This is a genomic window from Streptomyces sp. NPDC058401 (assembly GCF_042722885.1).
In the GTDB taxonomy this organism is placed as follows: domain Bacteria; phylum Actinomycetota; class Actinomycetes; order Streptomycetales; family Streptomycetaceae; genus Streptomyces.
Genome location: NZ_JBHXKA010000039.1, coordinates 42,839 through 63,634, shown reverse-complemented (window position 1 = coordinate 63,634; position 20,796 = coordinate 42,839). Strand labels below are relative to the sequence as shown.

The following is a 20,796-nucleotide window of genomic DNA, read 5'->3' as shown; positions in this document are numbered from 1 at the left end:
GCCCCAGGGGGTCCGGGCGCAGCCCGGGACACCTCCAGCCTCGCCGGCGTTTGAGGCGCGGGTCCGGGCAGAGCCCGGGGAACGGTGGAAGGGCGGGTAGGGGACTTCGCCCCGCAGGGCCCAACCAGCCGCACCCGCCCACCGGGCCCGCGCCGGGACGGCGGCCACCGCCGGACGGAGTCCGGCGCAGCAGCCAGAAGCCCGCGCAGCGGTGCGAGGGGTGCGTCAGGAAGGTGAGCGGCGCGTCAAAAAGGAGTGCGTGCCCGGTATGTGAGGCTTGGGGGATGCGGATCCTGGTTGTCGAAGACGAGGTCGGCCTCGCCGATTCACTGCGGCGCGGCCTCTCCGCCGACGGGCATTGGGTGGATCTCGCCCATGACGGCCACCGCGGGCTGGACCTGGCCCTGACCGGAGGCCCGTACGACGTGGTCCTCCTCGACCTGATGCTCCCGGGCCTCTCGGGCTACGAGATCTGCACCCGGATGCGCGCCCACGCAGTCGCCACGCCCGTGCTGATGCTGACCGCCAAGGACGGCGAGTACGACGAGGCCGAGGGCCTGGACTCGGGTGCGGACGACTACCTGACGAAGCCGTTCTCCTTCGTCGTCCTCGCCGCCCGCCTCCGCGCGCTCACCCGCCGCACGGCGACCGCCGGCGCCGCCCGGCCCAGTGTCCTGCAGGCCGGCGACCTCGTGCTGGACGCCCCGGGCCGCCGCTGCCGCCGGGGCACGCACGAGATCGAGCTGACCGCCCGTGAGCTCGGTGTCCTGGGCTGTCTGATGGAGCAGCCGGGCCGGGCCGTCGCCAAGCAGGACATCCTCGACGAGGTCTGGGACACCCCGCACGGCATCGACCCGAACATCGTCGAGGTCTACGTCTCCTCGCTCCGACGGAAGATCGACACTCCCTTCGGGCGCCGCTCGATCCTCACCGTGCACGGCACCGGCTACCGGATGGCTCCGGACGGTGGCTGAGCCGCGGTCGAAGCCACGGCCCCGCCGGCTCGGCAGTCTCCGTGCCCGCGCCGCCGCGGCCGCCGCCCTGGCGATGGCCGCCGTCCTGGCCGCGGGCGGGCTGTGGCTCTACACCCTGCTGCGCGCCAACCTCATCGAGAACACCACCGGCCGCACCGAGCTGGCCGCCCGCAAGGTGGCCGCCCAGTACGACACCGCGAGCTTCCCGGCCGGCGGCCGGCTGCCCGCGCCCGAGGGCGGGGTCGACCTGGTCCTCGTACGGAACGCGGCCGGCACGGTCGTGGCCACCAGCGGGGACCTGAAGGACACCCCGGAGCTCACGGAGCTGAGCCCCGCGCCCGGCCGGGACATGCGGTCGGCCGTCCTGCCGCCCGCGCGCCCCGGCGCACAGCGGCGCGTGGTGGTCGCCGTGGACGCGCCGGGCCCGCCGGGGGCGCACGACCCGCACACCGTCTACGCCGCGACGGTGCTCGGCGACGTCGACGACGCCAACCGGGCCGTCGCGCTGGGCCTGCTCGCCGGTGCGCCCCCGCTGATCGCCTTCTCGGCGCTGCTGGCCTGGTGGGTGACGGGCCACGCGCTGCGCCCGGTCACCGCGATCCGCACCGGGCTGGCGGCGGTCACCGGGAGCGAGCTGGACCGGCGGGTTCCGGACCCGGGCGGCGCCGACGAGATCGCGCAGCTGGCCCGGACCGTCAACGCGACGCTCGACCGGCTGGAGCGCAGCGACGCCCGCCAGCGGCAGTTCACCGCCGACGCCTCGCACGAGCTGCGCAACCCCCTCGCGGCCGTCCGGTCCCGGCTGGAGGTGGCGCTGCGGGATCCCGACCGGGAGTCGGTGGCGGCCGCGCTGGCCGATACCGAGCGGCTGCAGCGGATCGCGGCCGATCTGCTCCTGCTGGCCCGGCTGGACGGGGACGGCGGGCCCGCGCCGCGCTCCGAGCCGGTGGACCTCGTACTGCTGGCCGCCGAGGATGCGGCGCGGCGCCCGGATCCCCGGGTTCCGCTACGGCTGGACGCGCGGGCTCCCGTACCGGCCGCCGGGGATCCGGCGCGGCTGGAGCGGGCGCTGGCCAACCTGGTGGACAACGCCCTGCGGTACGCCCGTACCGGGGTCGTGGTCCGGGCCTTCGCCGAGGACGGCTGGGCGCTGCTGGAGGTCACGGACGACGGGCCGGGCATCCCGGAGGCCGACCGGGACCGGGTCTTCGAGCGGTTCGTGCGCCTGGACGCGGACCGGAGCCGGGCCGGCGGGGGCACCGGTCTGGGGCTGGCCATCGCGCGGGAGATCGCCCGGGCGCACGGCGGCGAGGTCCGTGCGCTCCCCGCGCCCGCCGGGGGCGCCCGGCTGGTGCTGCGCGTGCCGGGGCGCCCGGGTTCCTGAGGGGCGTGGCGCGGCCGTCCCTGAAGGCGCCTTCAGAACCCTCAGGGTTCCTTCAGCACCGTTCCCCCAGCATCGACAGGCATGAGTGCCCACCGCAGGAAGCCCCGTGACCCGAAGTCCCCGGCGCCCTCGCCCCGCAGCGGCCGCAGCCGGAGCCGCCGCCGCAGGCTCACCCGCACCCTGCTGGCGGCCGGCTGCGCCCTGGTGGTGCTCGCGGGGGCGACCGCCTGGTACCTGTACGACGACCTCGCCTCCAGCATCGGCAGTTCCAAGGCCCTGGAGGGCGCCGAGAAGTCGAAGTCCGGCGATGTGAACATCCTGCTGATGGGTCTGGACAGCCGCCGGGACCAGAACGGCGAGGACCTCCCGCCGACGATCCTCGAAAAGCTGCACGCCGGTGCGAGCTCCGATGTCGGCGGCTACAACACCAACACCCTGATCCTGCTGCACGTCCCCGCCGACGGGAGCCGGGCGAAGGCCTTCTCGGTGCCGCGCGACGATTTCGTCGAGCTGCACGGGGTGCCCGGGTTCACCGGCAAGGCCAAGATCAAGGAGGCGTACGGGCGGGCGAAGGCCAAGGCCGAGGACCAGCTCGCGGCCCAGGGGGTCAAGGACCGGCGGCAGCTGGAGCACGAGGGCCGCGAGGCGGGCCGCAAGGCCGAGCTGGAGACGGTGCGCAGCTTCCTGGGCGTGCCGATCGACCATTTCGCCGAGCTGAACCTGGCCGGTTTCTACCATCTCGCGGACGCGCTGGGCGGCGTACCGGTGTGCTTGAAGAAGCCGGTGAAGGACAGTTATTCGGGGGCCGACTTCCCGGCGGGGCGGCAGACGCTCGACGGGCAGCAGTCGCTGGCCTTCGTGCGGCAGCGGCACGGTCTGACCATGGGCGACCTGGACCGGACGAAGCGGCAGCAGGCGTTCCTGGCGGGGGCCACCTACAAGCTGAACCAGGCCGGGACCTTCACCGATCCGGTGAAGCTGATGAAGCTGATCGACTCGGCGAAGCAGGACGTCGTGACCGATCAGGGGTGGGACCTGCTGTCGTTCGTGAAGCAGGCGAGGAACCTGTCCGGGGGCAACGTGGAGTTTGTGACCCTTCCCATCGAGGGCTTCGGCCGGAACCACGACGCGGAGATAAACGTCGTAGATGATATGAAGATAAAGCGGTTCATAGCCGAGCGGATCGGGCCCGGGGCCTCAGCGAGCCCGAGCGCGCCTGGCGCCGCTCCCTCCTCACCGGGCACGCCGGGCACCCCGCAGGGCTCCGCCCAGGGCGCCCCCCAGGGCTCCGGCTCCGCGAGCCCCGCGCCCGCCCCGTCCCCGAGCAGCAGCGGAACCCCCGCCATCGACGGCGGCGGCGTCCCGTGCGTGGACTGAAGCCCCTGACCTCGGCGGGCGCGCGCCGCCGCACGGAAGCACTGCTCCTCGTCCTCGTCCTCGGCGTGACCATTTCCGGCCACATCTGCGCGGGCCTGGCGATGAACGGCGAACTGCCGTCCGGCCTCACCGGTTTCGTGGTCAGCATGACGCTGCTCGCGCTGGTGGGGCACCTGGCCGTGCGCCGGTTCGCGGCGTACGCGGATCCGCTGATCTTCCCGCTGGCCCTGCTGCTGACCGGGCTCGGGCTGGTGCTGCTGCACCGGCTGGACCAGGGCTACCTCGACCGGTACAACTCCCCGGCGACGGCGCCAGGCCAGCTGATGTGGACGGTGATCGGCGTCGCGGCCTGCATAGCGGTGCTGGGACTGCTGCGCGACCACCGGCTGCTCCAGCGGTTCATCTACATCACGATGGTCCTGGCGCTGGTGGCGCTGATCGCGCCCGCCTTCTTCGGCGCGGACACCTACGGGGCGAAGCGCTGGATCAAACTCGGCGGGCTCTCGGTGCAGCCGGGCGAATTCGTGAAGATCATGATCGCGGTGTTCTTCGCGGGCTACCTGGTGATCCACCGTGACGCGCTGGCCCTGTCGGGCCGCAAGTTCCTGGGCATGCGGCTGCCGCCGATGCGCCAGCTCGGACCCCTCATCACGGTGTGGATCATCTCGCTGCTCGTGCTGGTCTTCGAGCGCGACCTCGGGACCTCGCTGCTCTTCTTCGGCGTCTTCGTGGTCATGCTCTACGTGGCCACGGAACGCACCAGCTGGATCGTCTGCGGCCTGGTCCTCGCCTCGGCGGGCGCCTTCGTGGTGGGCACGACGGAGCCGCACGTCCAGGCCCGTGTGGCTGCCTGGCTGAACCCGCTGTCGTACTACTGGAAGGTCAGGCCGCCGGGCGTCTCCTCGGACCAGTCGGCGCAGGCCCTGTTCAGCTTCGGCACGGGCGGGATCTCCGGCACGGGCCTCGGCCTGGGCCATCCGGAACTGATCAAGTTCGCGGGCCGCAGCGACTTCATCCTGACGACGGTGGGCGAGGAGCTCGGCCTGGCCGGGGTCATGGCCGTCCTGATCCTCTACGCCCTCCTCGTGCAGCGCGGGCTGCGGATGGCGCTGGGCGCCCGCGACCCGTTCGGCAAGCTGCTGGCGGTGGGCCTGTCGTCCGCGCTGGCCCTGCAGGTCTTCATCGTGGCGGGCGGCGTCACGGGGCTGATCCCGCTGACGGGCAAGGCGCTGCCCTTCCTGGCCGCGGGCGGCTCGTCCCTGCTGGCCAACTGGATCATGATCGCCCTGCTGCTGCGCATCTCCGACAGCACGGAACGACAACGCGAGGCGGACGCCCGGGGCCCGGCGGAGACGACGATCACGCCCGTGATGGCGGCGGCGGGCCCGGGAGCGGGTCCCTAGAGGGCCTGTGGCGAGGGTCCCAAGAGGGCCTGTGGCGCCGGCCCCTAGAGGTAGTCCTCCAGCCGCCCTATCCGGTACCCCTGCTCCTGTATCCGCTGGAGCATCCGGGTCGCCATCTGGATCTCCGTAGCGCCCTTGAGCTCGGCGGGGCCGCGGAAGTGGGCCAGGACGATGTCACCCGGTTTGAGGGCGGAGCCTTCGGCGTACTGGAAGTTGTTGATCTGCATCGACACCCGCCACAGGAGGAGCTGCGCTATCCCGCACTCGTGCGCGGCCCGGAGGGTGTCGTCGTTGTAGTTGCCGTACGGCGGGCGGAAACGGGTCGGCTTCGTGCCGAAGCGCTTCTCCAGGCGTTCCTGCTGCCCGCATATCTCCTTCTTCTGCGCCTCGAAGGACAGGGTGCGGAGATTCGGGTGCGTCAGGGTGTGGTTGTTTATCGTGCTGCCGGAGCCGTTGTCGCGGAGCTTTTCGAAGTGGCCGTAGTCCGACGAGGCGATGTTGTCCGTCAGGAACATGCTGATCGGCAGCTTCAGGTCGGCGGCCATCTTCAGGAACTCGGGGTTCTTCTCGGCCCCGTCGTCGAACGTCAGGAAGACGACCTTGTCGTCCGCCGGGACGGGTATTCGGTCGATGACCTGGACCCGGCCCGCCTTGGCCTGCGGGATCTGGGGTTTGACGGCCGGCTTGGGCGCGTACTGGAGGGGGCCGCTGAGGCCCCACTTCTTGTACGCCTCGTCCGCCGCGGCCTGCGATCCGCTGCCCGTGGCGGAGGGGGAGGCCGCCCCCGAGGGCGACGGGGTCGCCCTGGCCTCCGTGGTCTTGCGCCCCAGTCTTTCGATGGGGTCCACGCTGTCCCCGCACCCCGTCAGGGACAGCGCGAGCGCGCCGGCCGTCAGCGTTCCGGCTACGAACCGGCGCGCGTGCTTCACAAGTAGTCCTCCAGGCGGGCCACGGCATACCCCTTGTCCGTGACGGTCTTCATGACATGACGGATCATGTCAGTCATGCTTCCCTTCCAGTCTTCCTTGCCCCGGAAGTGGGTGAGGATGATGTCACCGGGGTGCAGGTCCTTGTCCCACTCCCGCCAGTCCATCCGGTTCGGGAAGGCCTCCTCGGCCCACAGCGGAACGGCCTTGACCCCGCAGGACTTGGCCGCGCGCAGCGTGTCCTCGTTGTAGTTCCCGTACGGCGGCCGGAAGAGCGTCGGACGCTTGCCGAAGGTCTTCTCGATCGTGTCCTGCTGCCCGCAGATCTCCTGGCGCTGCTTCTCGTACGAGAGCGCCGGCATGTAGCGGTGGTTGAGCGTGTGGTTGTTCAGCGTGACGCCCGCCGCCTGCATCTCCTTGAAGTACGGGTAGTTGTCCCGGACCAGGTAGTCGCTGAGGAAGGCGGTGTACGGGAGCTTGAGTTCCTGCATCATCTTCAGGAACTCGGGGTCCTTCTCGGCCCCGTCGTCGATCGTCAGGAAGACGACCTTCTCCTCCGTGGGGACGGTGGTGAAGACCGGGGGCAGCTCGTCCTGGCCCTCGACCTCGAAGCCGTCGCGGGTGGTGATCTCCGGCTTCTGCTTGGGCGCCTGCGGAGCGACGAGCGGCGGCTTGACCAGCCCCCACTTCTTCGCGGCGACGATCCGCACCTGCTGGAGGGCCTTCAGCTTCTCGGCGTAGTTGCCGAGCGCGCCGGCCGCTCCGGCCTGCTCGCCCGCGGCGCCCGCGGCGGCCTTCGCCTTCGCCGCCTTGTCCGGGGTCCCGGACCCGCCGGCCCCGCAACCCGTGCCGAGTGCGGCGACGAGCAGTGCGGCCATCGCGGCCGTACCCAACCGGCCGCGCGCAACTGCCGCGATCCGGTGACCGTGTAGCGTCTTATGTTCCTTTTGTCGGACTAGCTGCATAGTTCGGGATCTTTACACCCTTCACGCGCGCGCCCCGGGCGACACCGCGAGGGGAATCCGACCTTCCTCCGAGTGGCCCACCGTGGCCGACAATGGACCCGTGACCCCCGAAGACTTCGCCGCGCTCCTCGCCCCCGAGGGCCACGCCCTCCTCGACTCGCTCCGCGACTACGACCCCGCCCAGGAGCTCGCCGTCGCCACCCGGCTGCGCCGCGAACACCCCGCCGCACTGGTCTCCGCGGCCCTGGGGCAGGCCCGGCTGCGCCAGCGGGCGGTCCCGAAGTTCGGGGCCGAGGACGCCCACCGGATGTACTTCACCCCCGGCGGCGGGGAGATGGCCACCCGCGCCTCGGTGGCCTCCTACCGCGCCGAGCGGCTGGCCGCCCTGGGCGTACGCAGCCTCGCGGACCTCTGCTGCGGAATCGGCGGCGACGCCCTCGCGCTGGCCCGGCTCGGCATCCGCGTACTGGCGGTGGACCACGATCCGCTGACCGTCGCCGTGGCCCGCGCCAATGCCGGGGCGCTGGGCCTGGCGGACCTGATCGAGGTGCGGGAGGCCGATGTGACCGAGGTCGACACCGCGGGCTACGACGCCGTCTTCATCGACCCGGCCCGCCGGGGCGGCCGGGGCAGGATCTTCGACCCCGAGTCCTATTCGCCCCCGCTGTCCTGGGCGATCGCCACCGCCCGCTCCGCGAAGATCGCCGCCATCAAGATCGCCCCCGGCATCCCGCACGAGGCGGTGCCCGCCGAGGCGCAGGCCGAGTGGATCTCCGACCAGGGGGACGTGAAGGAGGCCGTGCTGTGGTTCGGGACGGCCCCCGGCGAGATCCGCGCCACCCTGCTGCCCGGCCCGCGGGCGCTGGCGACCGCCGATCCGCTGCCCGATCCCGAGGCCGGCCCCGTCGGCCGCTACCTCTACGAGCCCGACGGCGCCGTGATCCGGGCCCACCTCGTCGCCGAGGTCGCCGAGCAGCTGGGCGGCAGGCTGATCGACCCGACCATCGCCTACATCACCGCCGACGAGCTGCACGAGACCCCGTACGCGACCTCGTACGAGATCACCGACGTGCTGCCGTTCGGACTGAAGAAGCTCAAGGCGCTGCTGCGCGAGCGCGGGGTCGGCATCCTCACGGTGAAGAAGCGCGGCTCCGCGATCGAGCCCGAGGAGCTGCGCAAGAAGGTCAAGCCGCAGGGGCCGAACTCCGCCACGGTGTTCCTGACCCGGGTCGCGGGAGCCCCCTCCATGCTGATCGGCTCACCGGCCGGCCGCCCCTGACGACCCCTCGGGCAGCGCGGCCTCCCCTGACGACCCCTCGGGCAGCGCGGCCTCCCCTGACGCCCCCTCGGGCACCGCGGCCGCCCGGCCGGTGCCCCCGAAGACCCGGATCGCCCAGCGGTAGTGCGCGCCCGCCTTGCCGAGGCCCAGCAGGGCGGTGATCCACAGGATCATGCCGAGGCCCATGGTGTAGGCGACCTCCCCGTACGTGTCGTGGCCGGGCCGGGCCGAGGACGCCGATCCGAAGGTCACCCAGAGTCCGAGCCCGCCCAGGGCGAAGGAGGCCAGCAGCCAGACGAGGCTGCGCCCGGGCGCCCGTACGGCGGCGTCCACGGCCGGGTCCCGGTCCAGCTCCGCCCAGGCGCACAGCAGCCGGCGCACCTGCCGGTCCCGCTTGGCGCCCCAGGCGAACCAGAACCCGGCCGGTATCAGCACGCCCACGCCGAGGACGGCGAAGATCAGGCCGAAGAGGTACGCGAACGGGTCGTGCGTCTCGATGGCCATCAGGGCCATCCCGACGAAGGACCAGCCCAGGGCGAAGACCGCCGAGACCGCCCAGAGGAGCAGGAGCCGGCCGAAGCCCAGGCTGCGCCGCCCGAGCTCCCCCAGGAAACGCGCACGGTCGGCCCGTACGGCGTTCGCGTCGAGCCAGGCGCGCAGGTGCGCGGGAGGGGGCGGCGGCGGCAGGTCACGGCGGGGCATGCGCACGACCATATCCGCACACCCGTACGTCCGGAGGACCGCCGGGCGGAGGCTCAGCTTCCGCCCGGCTCCCCGACCTCCACCGATTCGAAGCGCCAGCGGTGGACCGCCCGCGTGATCAAGTCGGCTGCGGGCTCCGGCAGTTCCGGCAGATCGGCGCCGATCCCCTCGGCGGTCTCCCACCAGGTGATGACGAGCACCCGGTCCTGCGGGGCGCTGAACACCTCGCGCCGCAGCGGGTCTTGGGCCAGGATCCGCGAACGGGCCCACTCCAGCAGCTCGTTGGCCCGCCCGGGCACGGACCGGGCCTCCCACATCAGCGCGATGGTGCTCACGAGTACAGGTTGTCCTTGCTCAGCTCGTGCACGTGGTCGTGGTCGTGCGCATGGCCGTGTCCGTGGGCGTGCCCGTGGCCCTCGCCGTCCTCGTGGGAATGGCCGTGGGAATGGCCGGGAACGTGCGGTTCGGTCACCGGCAGCGAGGAGTCCGCCGACAGGTCCCAGTCCGAGGGGGCCCTGTTGCGCTTGACCATCTCCGCGCCCAGCGCCGCCACCATCGCGCCGTTGTCCGTGCACAGCTTCGGCCGCGGCACCCGCAGGATGATCCCCGCGTCGTCGCACCGCTCCTGGGCGAGTGAACGCAGCCGGGAGTTGGCCGCAACCCCGCCGCCGATCATCAGGTGGTCGACGCCCTCGTCCTTGCACGCACGGATCGCCTTGCGCGTCAGCACGTCCACCACCGCCTCCTGGAAGGAGGCCGCCACGTCGCGCACCGGCACCTCCTCGCCCGCCTTGCGCTTCGCCTCGATCCAGCGGGCGACCGAGGTCTTGAGCCCGGAGAAGGAGAAGTCGTACGGGGCGTCGCGCGGCCCCGTCAGCCCGCGCGGGAAGGCGATCGCCTTCGGGTCCCCTTCGCGCGCGAGGCGGTCGATGACCGGACCGCCGGGGAAGCCCAGCTGCAGGACGCGCGCGATCTTGTCGAAGGCCTCGCCCGCCGCGTCGTCGATGGTCGCGCCGAGCGGCCGTACGTCGGAGGTGATGTCGGGGGCCAGCAGCAGCGAGGAGTGCCCGCCGGAGACCAGCAGCGCCATCGTCGGCTCGGGCAGCGGCCCGTGCTCCAGCTGGTCGACGCAGATGTGCGAGGCCAGGTGGTTCACCCCGTACAGCGGCTTGCCCAGCGCGTACGCGTAGGCCTTCGCCGCGGAGACGCCCACCAGCAGGGCCCCCGCCAGGCCGGGGCCGGCGGTGACGGCGATGCCGTCGAGGTCGCGGGCGCTGACCCCGGCCTCCTTCAGGGCGCGCTCGATGGTGGGGACCATCGCCTCCAGGTGCGCGCGGGAGGCCACCTCGGGCACGACCCCGCCGAAGCGGGCGTGCTCGTCGACGCTCGACGCGATGGCGTCGGCGAGCAGCGTGGTGCCGCGGACGATGCCGACGCCGGTCTCGTCGCAGGAGGTCTCGATGCCGAGGACGAGCGGTTCGTCAGCCATGGGTCGTCTCACCTTGCAGGGGTACGGAGTCGGGGAGTGCGGAATCGGGGTCTGCGGGGTCCGCGTGGTCCACGGGGACCGCCGGATCGGACACGCGGCGCATCACGAGGGCGTCCACGTTGCCGGGCTGGTAGTAGCCGCGCCGGAAGCCGATCGGCTCGAAGCCGAAGCGCGCGTAGAGCTTCTGGGCCCGGACGTTGTCCACCCGCACCTCCAGCAGCACCTCGGCGCACTCGAACGCGGTGGCGGCGCGCAGCAGCTCGGTCAGCAGCCGGGCACCGAGCCCGGTGCCCCACTGGTCGCGGGCCGCGGCGATGGTCTGTACGTCGGCCAGGTCCCCGGCGGCGGCCAGCCCGGCGTAGCCGACCAGCCGGCCCGCCTCCTGCGCCACCACGTAGCGGCGCGTGGCGCCGGGGCCGCGGGCGTGGGCGAGCTCGGACCAGAACATCCCGGCCGACCAGGCGTCCTCGGGGAACAGCTCGTGCTCCAGCTCCAGCACGGGCTCGATGTCCCACCAGCGCATCTCGCGCAGGACGACGGCTGAGGTGGCTGTCACTGCGGGGTGACCACCTTGTAGTTCTTGGGCACCTCGGCGTCGGGCCGGCGCAGGTAGAGCGGGACCGGCGGCATCCCGTCGGCGTTCTCGAACGCCTCCCCCGCCGCCAGCCGGTGTACGGCCAGGGCCGCCAGCGCGGCGGCGCTCTGGTGCTCGGGGGCCCGGGCGTCGGTGAAGACCTCCGGGTACAGCTGCGCCCCCTGCCCGACGGCGGGCAGTCCGGCGACGCGCTCGGCGATATCGGCCGGCCGGTCCACCGCGGGCTCGCCGACCCGGGTGCGGGGGTCCTCGTAGCGCGCCCAGTAGACCTCCTTGCGCCGGGCGTCGGTGGCCACGACGAAGGGGCCCTCGATCCCGGCCGCGCCGGCCGCGTAGGCCAGGCCGTCGAGGGTGCACAGCCCGTGGACGGGCACGCCGAGGACGGAGGCGAAGGTGGACGCGGTCACGAGGCCGACGCGCAGTCCGGTGTACGGGCCGGGGCCGACCCCGACGACGATGCCGGTGACGGCGTCGAGCTTCACCCCCGCCTCGGCGAGGACCTTGTCCACGGAGGGCAGCAGCAGCTCCCCGTGGCGGCGGGCGTCGACCTGGTTCGACTCGGCGAGGACGGACTCGCCGTCGTGCAGGGCGACGGTGACGGCGGGCGTGGCGGTATCTACAGCGAGCAAGAGCACGCGAACAGCCTACGACTCCGGGGCCCCCGGCCCTTGCGGCCGGTCTGCGGGCACCCCTGCTGCTACCTTCGGACCAGGTGTCGGGGTGTGATCGTCCGCCCGGCATCCGACTGGCATCGACTGACCATGCGGAGAGGTGGAGCAAGGTGGCACGCAGCAGCTCGGGAATCGTGGCCGGGCTCACCGTCGGGGCGCTCGCCGTCGTCGGTTTCCTCGGCTACCAGGCCTCCGCCTCCGCTCCCGCCCTCCCGCCGAAGGCCGTCGCGCAGAGCCCGGTACCCGCCCCCAGCGACTCCGGTCCGGCCAAGACGGACCCGGCGAAGCCGGTGGCCCTCCCGGCCGGATCCGGCACCGGGGTGCGCGTCGTGTACTCGCTGAGCGCCAAGCGCGTCTGGCTGGTGGGACCCTCCGGGGAGCCGAAGTCCTTCGCGGTGGTGCCGAGCACGGTGCACCCGGCCCCCGGCAGTTACACGGTGGGCGGCCGCACGGGCTCGGTGACCGGCTCGGACGGGGTGCCGATCGAGCACGTCGTCCGGTTCGCGAGTCCGCAGGGCATCACGGTCGGCTTCAGCGCGCGGGTGGACAACACCCTGCCGGCGCCCGATCCGGCGAAGAAGACCGGCGGCGTCCGCATGCTGCGCGCCGACGGGGACGCGATGTGGGCCTTCGCGACGATCGGCTCGAAGGTCGTCGTCGTTCCCTGACCGGGCCCGACCCGGTAGTCCGCGACACGCCAAATTCACTCGTACGGGGACTGCGCCGCCGGGGTACTCCCCCGGTTCAGGCCCCTCCGGACCGCTTCAGACCCCTCCGGACCGCTTCAGGCCGCTTCGGACTCCGGGGCGGCCTGGTCGCCGTCCTCCGCACCCTGCGCCGCGTCCCGTTCGGGATCGGGCTCCGGGGCGTGCTCGCGCGCGGGCGGGGTCGACACGGCGCTGGCGGCGACGCCCGCGGCGAGCAGCGCCCCCATGGACACCGCGGACGGACGGGGGACGCCCGCTGCTCCTGTTGCCGACATGGCTGCCTCCTGGCCGGGGCCAGCCCGTACTTAGGTACGCCTAACCAGCCCTCCGTACCATGTGACCACGCGCCCCGCCGCCCGCGCAATATTTTCCCGACGACTTGTCGGAACGTTTCTCGCCTCGGCCTACTCCGACAGCACGCCCGCGAGGCTCTCCAGACCCGCCCCGGCCGACCAGCGGGCACCGATCCCGCGGACCGTCACCTCGCGCACGTCGTCCAGGACCTCCTCGTGGCCCACCGCCCGGCGGATCAGCACGTGCAGCCGGTCGTCGGACAGCTCCTCGACCTTGCCGTCGCCCCACTCCACGACGATGACGGACTCGGGCAGCGAGACGTCGAGGTCCAGGTCCTCCATCTCGTCGAGCCCGCCGCCCAGCCGGTACGCGTCCACGTGCACCAGCGCCGGACCGCCGGTCAGCGAGGGGTGGACCCGGGCGATCACGAAGGTCGGCGAGGTCACGGCCCCGCGCACGCCCAGGCCCTCACCGAGCCCGCGGGTCAGGGTGGTCTTCCCGGCGCCGAGCTCCCCGGTCAGCAGCACGAGGTCACCGGGGCGCAGCAGCCCGGCGATCCGCCGCCCGAGGTCCTGCATGGCGTCGGGCGAACCGACCGTGACGTGCGTTTCCGTCTCAGGTACTTCTTCCATGCCCGGCAACGTTAGCCGCTGCGGACACCGTCCCGGTGCGCGAGAGCAGCTCGGTGAGCAGCCGGGTCACGGTGTCCGGCCGCTCCAGCATCATCAGGTGCCCGGCGGACTCCAGGACGACCAGCTCCGCGGAGGGCAGCGCCTCCTTGATGGCCAGGCTGTGGTCGGGCGGGGTGACCATGTCGCCGTCCCCGGCGATGACGGTGACGGGGATGTCCGCGAACCGCTGGAGCGCGGCCGTCTTGTCGTGCGCCTGGAAGGCCGGGTAGAACTCGGCGACCACGTCGATCGGCGTGGCCTCGATGAGCCGCTCGGCGAAGCGGGCCACGGCCGGATCCACGTCGCGCGAGGCGAAGGAGTACATCTTGACCATGCCGGCGAACAGGTCGGCGGTGGCCCGCCGGCCCTTCTCCACCAGCTCCACCTGGGTACCGAGGGCCTTGAGCACCCCGGGCAGGAGCTTGCGTACCGTCGAGAAGCCCAGGGAGGGCAGCCCGTACGTGACCTCGTCCAGCCGGCCGCTGGAGGTGCCGACCAGCGCCACCCCGGCCACCCGGTCCCGGACCAGGTCGGGGAACTCCTGGGCCAGCCCCATGATGGTCATTCCGCCCATCGAGTGACCGACCAGGATCAGCGGACCCTCGGGGGCGGCGGCGTCGATGACGGCCTTCAGGTCGCGGCCGAGCTGTTCGAAGGTGACGGGCTCGCCGGCGGCCTGGGCCAGGCCGCGCGCGCTGCGGCCGTGGCTGCGCTGGTCCCAGTAGACGGCGCGGACCAGTCCGCGCAGGGCGGCGCGCTGGAAGTGCCAGGAGTCCTGCGCGAGGCAGTAGCCGTGGCAGAACACCACGGTCGGGCGGGCCGGAGCCTTGCGGCGCAGGCGGCGCCGCTTCGTCTCCTCGGGCAGTTCGTCGACCTCGTAGTAGAGGGCGGTGCCGTCCTCGGCCCGCGCGGTGCCGGGGGCGCCGCGCAGGGATCCGTAGTCCCCGGTCGCGTCGAGCGCGAGGCGCGCCTTCATCCGCATGCCCCGGCCGACCGTGATCCGTTCGACCGCGACCCCGGCCGCCGCACCGGCGGCTATCACGCCGATGGCGGCGCCGGCCCAGCCCGCCTTGCGCCAGTTCTCACTCACGCCGCCTCGCTCACTCAGCCGTTGAGGTACACGCGGGGGACCCGGCCCCCGATACGGGTGACGATCTCATACGCGATCGTATGTGCCGCTCGAGCCCAGTCCTCGGCGGTGGGTTCGCCGCGCTCCGCGTCCCCGAAGAGGACGGCCTCGTCGCCGACGGCGGCGTGGCCGCCCTCCAGGTCGACCACGAACTGGTCCATGGCGACGCGCCCGGCGACGGTACGGATGCGGCCGCCGACGAGCACCGGGCCGCGCCCGGAAGCCTGCCGCGGGACGCCGTCGGCGTAGCCCGCCGGGATCAGCGCGAGGCTGGTCTCGCCCTCGGTGACGTAGTGGTGCCCGTAGCTGACGCCGTGCCCGGCCGGCACCGTCTTGACCAGGGCCACGGAGGCCTTGAGCGCCATCGCGGGCCGCAGTCCGAGCTGGGCGGGGGTGCCGAGCTCGGGGGCGGGCGAGACCCCGTAGACGGCGATGCCGCAGCGGACCAGGTCGAAGTGGGACTCGGGGAGGGTGAGCGTGGCCGGCGAGTTGGCGATGTGCCGGACCTCGGGCTCGACGCCCTCCTTCTCCGCGTACGCGAGCATGTCGCGGAAGGCGGTCAGCTGGAGCTGGATGGACGGGTGTCCCGGCTCGTCGGCGCAGGCGAAGTGCGACCAGACGCCGGTGACGCGGACGGTCCCCTCGGACTGCGCGGCGACGGCCGCGGTCACCAGGGCCTCCCAGTCGGCGGGCTGGCAGCCGTTGCGGCCCAGGCCGGTGTCGGCCTTGAGCTGGATCCTGGCCGTCAGTCCGGCGGCGCGCGCGGCCGCCCGTACCTCGTCCAGGGCCCACATCGCACTGACGGACACGTCGATACCGGCCTCGACGGCCTCCCGCCACGGCCCGCCGGGCGTCCACAGCCAGCACAGGACGGGCCCTTCGAGCCCGGCGGCCCGCAGCGCGAGCGCCTCCTCGGGCGTGGCGGTCCCGAGCCAGCTCGCACCGGCCTCCTGAGCGGCCCTGGCGCAGGCCACGGCCCCGTGCCCGTAGGCATCCGCCTTGACGACGGCCATCAGTGCGGACCGGGGCGCCCGCTCGCGCAGGGCCCGTACGTTCGCCCGGACGGCGTCAAGATCGATCTCGGCGTACACGCGCGCGGCTGTCTCGTTCATCCCCCACAGTCTCTCAGAGCCCCGCCCACCGGGCCGAACAGGCGTGGCCCGTGGCAAATCCAGCCTCGCCGGCGTTTGAGGCGCGGGGGTCCGGGGGCAGCGCCCCCCGGCAACGGCGCCGCACGCTCACGCACGGCCTGGGTCGTCTCTTTCGGATCTTGTCGGCCGAGCCCGCGGCGTCTGGTGCCGTGCCTGGGCGTGCTGCCGGGGCGCTCGCGTACTGGGCGTACGTGGTCGCCCCGGCAGTGCGGCCAGGCGCGGTGCCAGGCGTCGCGGGCCCGGCAAGATCCGAAAGAGACGGCCTAGCCGCGAGCTACCTCCCGCCACGCCCGGGGCAGGGCCTCGGCCACCTGGTGGGCCAGGAGGGGGCCGCCGGTGAGGCGGGCCGCCAGGCCGTGGAGGTACGCCGCCACGGACGCGGCGTCCAGGGCCGGCAGCCCGGCCGCCAGCAGGGACCCCGCCAGCCCGGACAGCACGTCCCCGCTCCCGGCGGTGGCCAGCCACGGGGTCCCGGTCGGGTTCACCCGGAGGGGTCCGGGCCCGGCCGGGGCGATCAGGGTCGTCGACCCCTTCAGCAGCGCCACCGCCCCGTACCGCTCCGCGAGCCCCCGTACGGCCTCCCGCCGCCCCGCCTCGACCGTCTCCCGCGCGAGCCCCAGCAGCGCCGCCGCCTCCCCCGCGTGCGGGGTCAGCAGGGTCGGGGCGGCCCGGGCCCGCAGCACTCCGGGGTCCAGCCCGCGCAGCCCGTCCGCGTCCACGAGCACCGGTACCGGCTGCGACAGCGCCTCCCGCACCTCCGGCCCGCCCTCGTCGCCCAGCCCGGGCCCGACCACCCAGGCCTGCACCCGGCCGGTCCCGATCAGCGTCTCCGGGTACCGGGCCAGTACGGCGTCGGCCACCGCAGGCGGCCCCACGTAGCGCACCGCGCCCGCGCCGCCCCGCAGCGCCCCCGCCACCGCGAGCACCGCCGCGCCCGGGTAGCGCGCGGACCCGGCGACGATCCCGAGCACGCCGCGCCGGTACTTGTCGCTGACCGCCGTCGGCTCCGGCAGCAGCCCGGCCACGTCGGCGTGCTGCAGGGCCTCCACCTCGGGGGGCCCGAAGGCCAGCCCGATGTCCACCAGGTGCAGGACGCCCGCCCGCGAGGCCCCCGGGTCGATCAGCAGGCCCGGCTTGTACGCCCCGAAGGTCACCGTCACGTCCGCCGTCACGGCGGCTCCGGCCACTTCCCCGGTGTCCGCGTCCACCCCGCTCGGCAGGTCCACCGCGACCACCACCGCGCCCGCCGGGATCCGCTCCACCAGCGCGGCCGCGGCCGGCCGCAGCGCGCCCCGGCCGCCGATCCCGACCAGCCCGTCGAGCACCAGGTCGGCCCGGTCGGGCACGGCCCCGGCGAGGCGCCCGCCGGCGGCCCGCAGCGCAGCCAGTCCGCCCGCGTGCACCCGGTCCGGATCCATCGCGACGGCCGTCACTCCGGCCCCGCGCCGGGCCAGCTTCGCGCCCGCGTAGAGGGTGTCCCCGCCGTTGTCCCCCGGGCCGACCAGCAGCAGCACCCGGGACCCGTACACGCGGGGCAGCAACCGCACGCAGACGGCGGCCAGTCCGGCCGCCGCCCGCTGCATCAGGGTGCCTTCGGGCAGCCGGGCCATCAGCTCGCGCTCGGCGGCCCGTACGGTCTCCACGCTGTAAGCAGTACGCATGCCACCAGCCTGCCCGAAGAAGGCTCCTATCCTTCGGCGATCACCACCGCGGAGGCGATGCCCGCGTCGTGGCTGAGCGAGATGTGCCAGGACTTCACGCCCAGGGCCAGCGCCCGCGCCTCCACCGTTCCGGACACCCGCAGCCGCGGCTGTCCGCTGGCCTCCACGTACACCTCGGCGTCGGTCCACAGCAGCCCGGCGGGCGCGCCGAGCGCCTTGGCGAGCGCCTCCTTGGCGGCGAACCGGGCGGCGAGCGAGGCGGTCCCGCGCCGCTCGCCGCCCGGCAGGGTCAGTTCCGCGTCGAGGAACAGCCGCCCGGCCAGGCCCGGCGTGCGCTCCAGCGCGGCACCGAACCGCTCGATCTCCGCCACATCGATTCCGACGCCGATAATCACAACAACAGCTCCAGCTCAGCCAACTACTCCACAGTCACCACTGTGCTCGATTGTCGGTGACCTGCTCCGTTCGCTGCGCTCACTCCACAGTCACCGACTTGGCGAGGTTACGCGGCTGGTCCACCTCGTTGCCGCGCGCCGTCGCCAGCTCGCACGCGAACACCTGGAGCGGCACGGTGGCCACGAGCGGCTGGAGCAGCGTCGGGGTGGCCGGGATGCGGATGAGGTGGTCGGCGTACGGGACCACCGCCTCGTCCCCCTCCTCGGCGATCACGATGGTCCGCGCCCCGCGCGCCCGGATCTCCTGGATGTTGGACACGATCTTGTCGTGCAGCACCGAGCGCCCGCGCGGCGACGGTACGACGACCACCACCGGCAGGTCCTTCTCGATGAGCGCGATCGGCCCGTGCTTGAGCTCGCCCGCCGCGAAGCCCTCGGCGTGCATGTACGCCAGCTCCTTGAGCTTGAGCGCGCCCTCCAGCGCCACCGGGTAGCCGACGTGCCGTCCCAGGAACAGCACGGTGTTCTTGTCGGCGAGCGAGCGCGCCAGCTCCCGTACCGGTTCCATGGTCTCCAGCACGGTGTCCACGGCCGCGGCGATGTCCGACAGCTCCCGGATCACGGAGCGGATCTCGTCGCCCCACTTCGTGCCCCGGACCTGCCCGAGGTAGAGGGCGACCAGGTAGCAGGCCACGAGCTGCGTCAGGAAGGCCTTCGTCGAGGCGACGGCCACCTCGGGTCCCGCGTGCGTGTAGAGGACGGCGTCCGACTCGCGCGGGATCGTCGAGCCGTTCGTGTTGCAGATCGCCAGCACCTTGGCGCCCTGCTCGCGGGCGTGGCGCAGCGCCATCAGGGTGTCCATCGTCTCACCGGACTGCGAGATCGCGATCACCAGCGTCCGCTGGTCCAGGATCGGGTCGCGGTAGCGGAACTCGCTGGCCAGCTCCGTCTCGCAGGGGATGCGCGTCCAGTGCTCGATGGCCAGCTTCGCGATCATGCCCGCGTGGTAGGCCGTACCGCAGGCCACGATCACGACCTTGTCGACCTCGCGCAGCACCGAGTCGGGGATGCGCACTTCGTCGAGGGTCAGCAGGCCGTTCGCGTCGATGCGGCCCAGGAGGGTGTCGGCGACGGCCTTCGGCTGCTCGGCGATCTCCTTGAGCATGAAGTAGTCGTAGCCCCCCTTCTCGGCCGCGGAGGCGTCCCAGTCCACGTGGTACGCCCGCACGTCCGCGGGCGAACCGTCGAAGTTGGTCACCGTGACCCCGTCGCGGCGCAGTTCCACGACCTGGTCCTGCCCCAGCTCGATCGCGGAGCGGGTGTGGGCGATGAAGGCGGCCACGTCGGAGGCGAGGAAGTTCTCGTCCTCTCCGACCCCCACCACGAGCGGCGAGTTGCGGCGCGCGCCGATCACCACGTCCGGCTGGTCGGCGTGCACGGCGACCAGGGTGAAGGCCCCGTCGAGCTGCCGGCAGACCTGGCGCATGGCCTCCGCCAGGTCCCCGCCGGCGCCCTCGAACCGCTCGGCCAGCAGGTGCGCCACGACCTCGGTGTCCGTCTCGGATTCCAGCCGGTGCCCGCGCTCGGCGAGCTCGGCCCGCAGTGCGGCGAAGTTCTCGATGATCCCGTTGTGTACGACGGCCACGCGCCCCGAGTTGTCGAGGTGCGGGTGGGCGTTGACGTCGGTGGGCCCTCCATGGGTGGCCCACCGGGTGTGTCCGAGCCCCGTGGAACCGGCCGGCAGCGGGTGCCCGACCAGCTCCTTCTCCAGATTGACCAGCTTGCCGGCCTTCTTGACGGCGGCGAGTTCCCCGTCGGCGAGCACGGCGACACCCGCCGAGTCGTAGCCGCGGTACTCCAGCCGCTTGAGTCCGGCAATGACCACATCGAGCGCCGACTGCGCTCCCACGTAACCCACGATTCCGCACATAAGCCGCAGGGTACGCCGTAGTTGGCTCGGCGCCCGGTACCTGAACCGGACGAAAAAACCCGCCCCGGCGAATGCGCCGGGGCGGGAGTGACGCGTGTTCGAACGGGTGGTCAGCCGAGCTTCTTGACCTGCGCCGCGACGACGTCCTTCGGCTGCTCGGCGGTACCGGCCAGGCTGATGGCGGAGAAGGTGACGAGGGAGCTGCCCTTGCGCACGACCACGAGCTCCGTCGTGGCCTTGTCCCCCGAGTCGTCCAGTTCGAGGGTGTAGGCGAGCGCCTCGTCCCCCGCGGTCACGGGGGCGGCCGGGGAGACCTTGCTGATCTTGCCCGCGTCCCCGCCCGTCCGGATCCCGAACCCGCCCGCACAGGTCGTGCCCGCGTTCTTGAGGGAGGCGAAGGCCTCTTCCGCGCCCTTGCCGTCGTACGAGGACAGGGCGACGGCCGTGACGGTCGACCCGAGGGCGTTCAGCCCCGCCTTCGCCTTCTCCGCCTCACTGGCGTCCGGGTCCGCTTCGGCCTTCGGCTTGGCCACGCCCTTGATCCGCGCGGTTCCCGCGGGGGTGCCGACCGCGGCCATCGACTGGGCCTGGACCAGCGGGAGGCAGGCGGCCACGTCGCTGGCGAGGTCCGCACCGGCCTTGACCTCCTCCTCGGTCGCCGCCTTGAGGAGGTGGTCGGGCAGGTCGGCCTGGGCCACGAGCAGCGGAGCGAGCTCGGCGGCCGTCTTGCCCTTGGCGGCCGCGGCCGCCGGGGCGGAGGCGGTGGGCTTGGTGTCGGACTTCGCGTCGGCCGCGCCGGAGGAGCCCCCGCAGGCGGTGGCGAGCAGGGCCAGCGACACGGCCGAGGCGGACAGGACGGTACGACGGACGAATGCGGTGCGCACGGTGGCGTTTCCCCCCACAGGAAAAGATCTACGGAACACGGCGGCGCGAGCCGCCGTGATCACCACCGTACGGGGCCTCCGCACCCGCCCTCCACCAATATGTGCGGACCCCACGCATCGTGATGCCGACGAGACCGCACGGCCCTGCGATCGATACCGCTCCCCGTACAACCCACCCGGCTCGGGACATAGGACCCCACTCCACGTGA

Annotated in this window: 21 protein-coding genes; 6 read left to right on the top strand and 15 right to left on the bottom strand. The window is 73.1% G+C overall.

All coding sequences use genetic code 11. The features are described 5' to 3' along the window. Positions 1-284 precede the first annotated feature (284 nt). The 4 genes from ACFWNV_RS17140 (at position 285) to ACFWNV_RS17125 (ending at position 5,138) form a co-directional block, all read left to right on the top strand. Positions 285-974: a response regulator transcription factor gene (locus tag ACFWNV_RS17140; RefSeq protein ID WP_383947040.1), complete on the top strand. Its 690-nt coding sequence runs from the start codon at positions 285-287 to the stop codon at positions 972-974. Beyond that, positions 967-2,358, top strand: coding sequence for a sensor histidine kinase (locus tag ACFWNV_RS17135; RefSeq protein ID WP_383947037.1), 1,392 nt, complete (start codon positions 967-969; stop codon positions 2,356-2,358). The genes ACFWNV_RS17140 and ACFWNV_RS17135 overlap by 8 nt, the downstream gene beginning before the upstream one ends. A gap of 81 nt (positions 2,359-2,439) precedes the next feature. Then, positions 2,440-3,735: an LCP family protein gene (locus ACFWNV_RS17130; protein WP_383947034.1), complete on the top strand. Its 1,296-nt coding sequence runs from the start codon at positions 2,440-2,442 to the stop codon at positions 3,733-3,735. After that, positions 3,723-5,138: an FtsW/RodA/SpoVE family cell cycle protein gene (locus ACFWNV_RS17125; RefSeq protein ID WP_383947031.1), complete on the top strand. Its 1,416-nt coding sequence runs from the start codon at positions 3,723-3,725 to the stop codon at positions 5,136-5,138. Before ACFWNV_RS17130 ends, ACFWNV_RS17125 begins: the two co-directional genes overlap by 13 nt. 44 nt (positions 5,139-5,182) lie before the next feature. On the opposite strand, the gene ACFWNV_RS17120 is transcribed toward ACFWNV_RS17125, so the two are convergent. Together ACFWNV_RS17120 and ACFWNV_RS17115 are read right to left on the bottom strand one after the other, a co-directional pair. Then, on the bottom strand, positions 5,183-6,067 hold the full coding sequence (locus ACFWNV_RS17120) for a polysaccharide deacetylase family protein (RefSeq protein ID WP_383947028.1): 885 nt from the start codon (positions 6,065-6,067) through the stop codon (positions 5,183-5,185). Beyond that, a complete protein-coding gene (locus tag ACFWNV_RS17115; RefSeq protein WP_383947025.1) occupies positions 6,064-7,029 on the bottom strand; it encodes a polysaccharide deacetylase family protein in 966 nt (321 codons plus the stop codon). The genes ACFWNV_RS17120 and ACFWNV_RS17115 overlap by 4 nt, the downstream gene beginning before the upstream one ends. Before the next feature lie 82 nt (positions 7,030-7,111). On the opposite strand from ACFWNV_RS17115, the gene ACFWNV_RS17110 reads away from it, so the two are divergent. Beyond that, the gene (locus ACFWNV_RS17110; RefSeq protein ID WP_383947022.1) at positions 7,112-8,308 is read left to right on the top strand and encodes a methyltransferase domain-containing protein; all 1,197 of its coding nucleotides are present in this window, start codon (positions 7,112-7,114) and stop codon (positions 8,306-8,308) included. Here ACFWNV_RS17110 and ACFWNV_RS17105 read toward each other — a convergent pair. From ACFWNV_RS17105 to tsaB, 5 genes are read right to left on the bottom strand one after another with little or no spacing between them, the layout of a single operon-like run. After that, entirely contained in the window at positions 8,288-9,010 is a 723-nt protein-coding gene (locus ACFWNV_RS17105; RefSeq protein WP_383947019.1) for a hypothetical protein, read from the bottom strand. The two genes, ACFWNV_RS17110 and ACFWNV_RS17105, sit on opposite strands and share 21 nt — an antisense overlap. 53 nt (positions 9,011-9,063) lie before the next feature. Continuing rightward, on the bottom strand, positions 9,064-9,345 hold the full coding sequence (locus ACFWNV_RS17100; RefSeq protein WP_383947016.1) for a hypothetical protein: 282 nt from the start codon (positions 9,343-9,345) through the stop codon (positions 9,064-9,066). After that, the gene (gene tsaD, locus ACFWNV_RS17095; protein ID WP_383947013.1) at positions 9,342-10,499 is read right to left on the bottom strand and encodes a tRNA (adenosine(37)-N6)-threonylcarbamoyltransferase complex transferase subunit TsaD; all 1,158 of its coding nucleotides are present in this window, start codon (positions 10,497-10,499) and stop codon (positions 9,342-9,344) included. The genes ACFWNV_RS17100 and tsaD overlap by 4 nt, the downstream gene beginning before the upstream one ends. Further along, positions 10,492-11,022, bottom strand: a complete 531-nt coding sequence (gene rimI / locus ACFWNV_RS17090; protein ID WP_383947043.1) for a ribosomal protein S18-alanine N-acetyltransferase — start codon at positions 11,020-11,022, stop codon at positions 10,492-10,494. Before rimI ends, tsaD begins: the two co-directional genes overlap by 8 nt. Before the next feature lie 29 nt (positions 11,023-11,051). Then, positions 11,052-11,729 carry a tRNA (adenosine(37)-N6)-threonylcarbamoyltransferase complex dimerization subunit type 1 TsaB gene (gene tsaB, locus ACFWNV_RS17085; protein WP_383947010.1) on the bottom strand — a complete coding sequence of 226 codons (678 nt, stop codon included), beginning with the start codon at positions 11,727-11,729 and terminating at the stop codon, positions 11,052-11,054. Positions 11,730-11,875: 146 nt separating this feature from the next. Between tsaB and ACFWNV_RS17080 the strand changes: the two genes are divergently transcribed. Beyond that, the gene (locus ACFWNV_RS17080; protein WP_383947007.1) at positions 11,876-12,433 is read left to right on the top strand and encodes a hypothetical protein; all 558 of its coding nucleotides are present in this window, start codon (positions 11,876-11,878) and stop codon (positions 12,431-12,433) included. A gap of 116 nt (positions 12,434-12,549) precedes the next feature. On the opposite strand, the gene ACFWNV_RS17075 is transcribed toward ACFWNV_RS17080, so the two are convergent. The 8 genes from ACFWNV_RS17075 to ACFWNV_RS17040 all read right to left on the bottom strand — a co-directional run bounded on the left by ACFWNV_RS17075 (position 12,550) and on the right by ACFWNV_RS17040 (position 20,587). Next, on the bottom strand, positions 12,550-12,747 hold the full coding sequence (locus ACFWNV_RS17075; RefSeq protein WP_383947004.1) for a hypothetical protein: 198 nt from the start codon (positions 12,745-12,747) through the stop codon (positions 12,550-12,552). Positions 12,748-12,876: 129 nt separating this feature from the next. Next, positions 12,877-13,398, bottom strand: a complete 522-nt coding sequence (gene tsaE / locus ACFWNV_RS17070) for a tRNA (adenosine(37)-N6)-threonylcarbamoyltransferase complex ATPase subunit type 1 TsaE (RefSeq protein WP_383947001.1) — start codon at positions 13,396-13,398, stop codon at positions 12,877-12,879. Further along, positions 13,382-14,527: an alpha/beta fold hydrolase gene (locus ACFWNV_RS17065; RefSeq protein WP_383946999.1), complete on the bottom strand. Its 1,146-nt coding sequence runs from the start codon at positions 14,525-14,527 to the stop codon at positions 13,382-13,384. The genes tsaE and ACFWNV_RS17065 overlap by 17 nt, the downstream gene beginning before the upstream one ends. A 14-nt stretch (positions 14,528-14,541) precedes the next feature. Next, complete coding sequence (gene alr, locus ACFWNV_RS17060) at positions 14,542-15,678, bottom strand: alanine racemase (protein ID WP_383946996.1); 1,137 nt, start codon at positions 15,676-15,678, stop codon at positions 14,542-14,544. Between the two features lie 302 nt (positions 15,679-15,980). Beyond that, a complete protein-coding gene (locus ACFWNV_RS17055) occupies positions 15,981-17,378 on the bottom strand; it encodes an NAD(P)H-hydrate dehydratase (RefSeq protein ID WP_383946994.1) in 1,398 nt (465 codons plus the stop codon). 26 nt (positions 17,379-17,404) lie between these two features. After that, positions 17,405-17,773 carry a holo-ACP synthase gene (locus ACFWNV_RS17050; RefSeq protein WP_250751491.1) on the bottom strand — a complete coding sequence of 123 codons (369 nt, stop codon included), beginning with the start codon at positions 17,771-17,773 and terminating at the stop codon, positions 17,405-17,407. Between the two features lie 79 nt (positions 17,774-17,852). Beyond that, complete coding sequence (gene glmS / locus ACFWNV_RS17045; protein ID WP_383946991.1) at positions 17,853-19,703, bottom strand: glutamine--fructose-6-phosphate transaminase (isomerizing); 1,851 nt, start codon at positions 19,701-19,703, stop codon at positions 17,853-17,855. Positions 19,704-19,813: 110 nt separating this feature from the next. Continuing rightward, complete coding sequence (locus tag ACFWNV_RS17040) at positions 19,814-20,587, bottom strand: hypothetical protein (RefSeq protein ID WP_383946989.1); 774 nt, start codon at positions 20,585-20,587, stop codon at positions 19,814-19,816. Between the last annotated feature and the right edge of the window lie 209 nt (positions 20,588-20,796).

Bases quoted from the DNA above. Each gene is read 5' to 3' on its own strand.
- ACFWNV_RS17055 (WP_383946994.1), bottom strand. From the start codon at position 17,378: ATGCGTACTGCTTACAGCGTGGAGACCGTACGGGCCGCCGAGCGCGAG.
- ACFWNV_RS17105 (WP_383947019.1), bottom strand. From the start codon at position 9,010: ATGCCCCGCCGTGACCTGCCGCCGCCGCCCCCTCCCGCGCACCTGCGC.
- ACFWNV_RS17115 (WP_383947025.1), bottom strand. From the start codon at position 7,029: ATGCAGCTAGTCCGACAAAAGGAACATAAGACGCTACACGGTCACCGG.
- ACFWNV_RS17130 (WP_383947034.1), top strand. From the start codon at position 2,440: ATGAGTGCCCACCGCAGGAAGCCCCGTGACCCGAAGTCCCCGGCGCCC.
- rimI (WP_383947043.1), bottom strand. From the start codon at position 11,022: ATGCGCTGGTGGGACATCGAGCCCGTGCTGGAGCTGGAGCACGAGCTG.
- alr (WP_383946996.1), bottom strand. From the start codon at position 15,678: ATGAACGAGACAGCCGCGCGCGTGTACGCCGAGATCGATCTTGACGCC.
- ACFWNV_RS17140 (WP_383947040.1), top strand. From the start codon at position 285: ATGCGGATCCTGGTTGTCGAAGACGAGGTCGGCCTCGCCGATTCACTG.
- glmS (WP_383946991.1), bottom strand. From the start codon at position 19,703: ATGTGCGGAATCGTGGGTTACGTGGGAGCGCAGTCGGCGCTCGATGTG.
- tsaD (WP_383947013.1), bottom strand. From the start codon at position 10,499: ATGGCTGACGAACCGCTCGTCCTCGGCATCGAGACCTCCTGCGACGAG.
- tsaE (WP_383947001.1), bottom strand. From the start codon at position 13,398: ATGGAAGAAGTACCTGAGACGGAAACGCACGTCACGGTCGGTTCGCCC.
- ACFWNV_RS17075 (WP_383947004.1), bottom strand. From the start codon at position 12,747: ATGTCGGCAACAGGAGCAGCGGGCGTCCCCCGTCCGTCCGCGGTGTCC.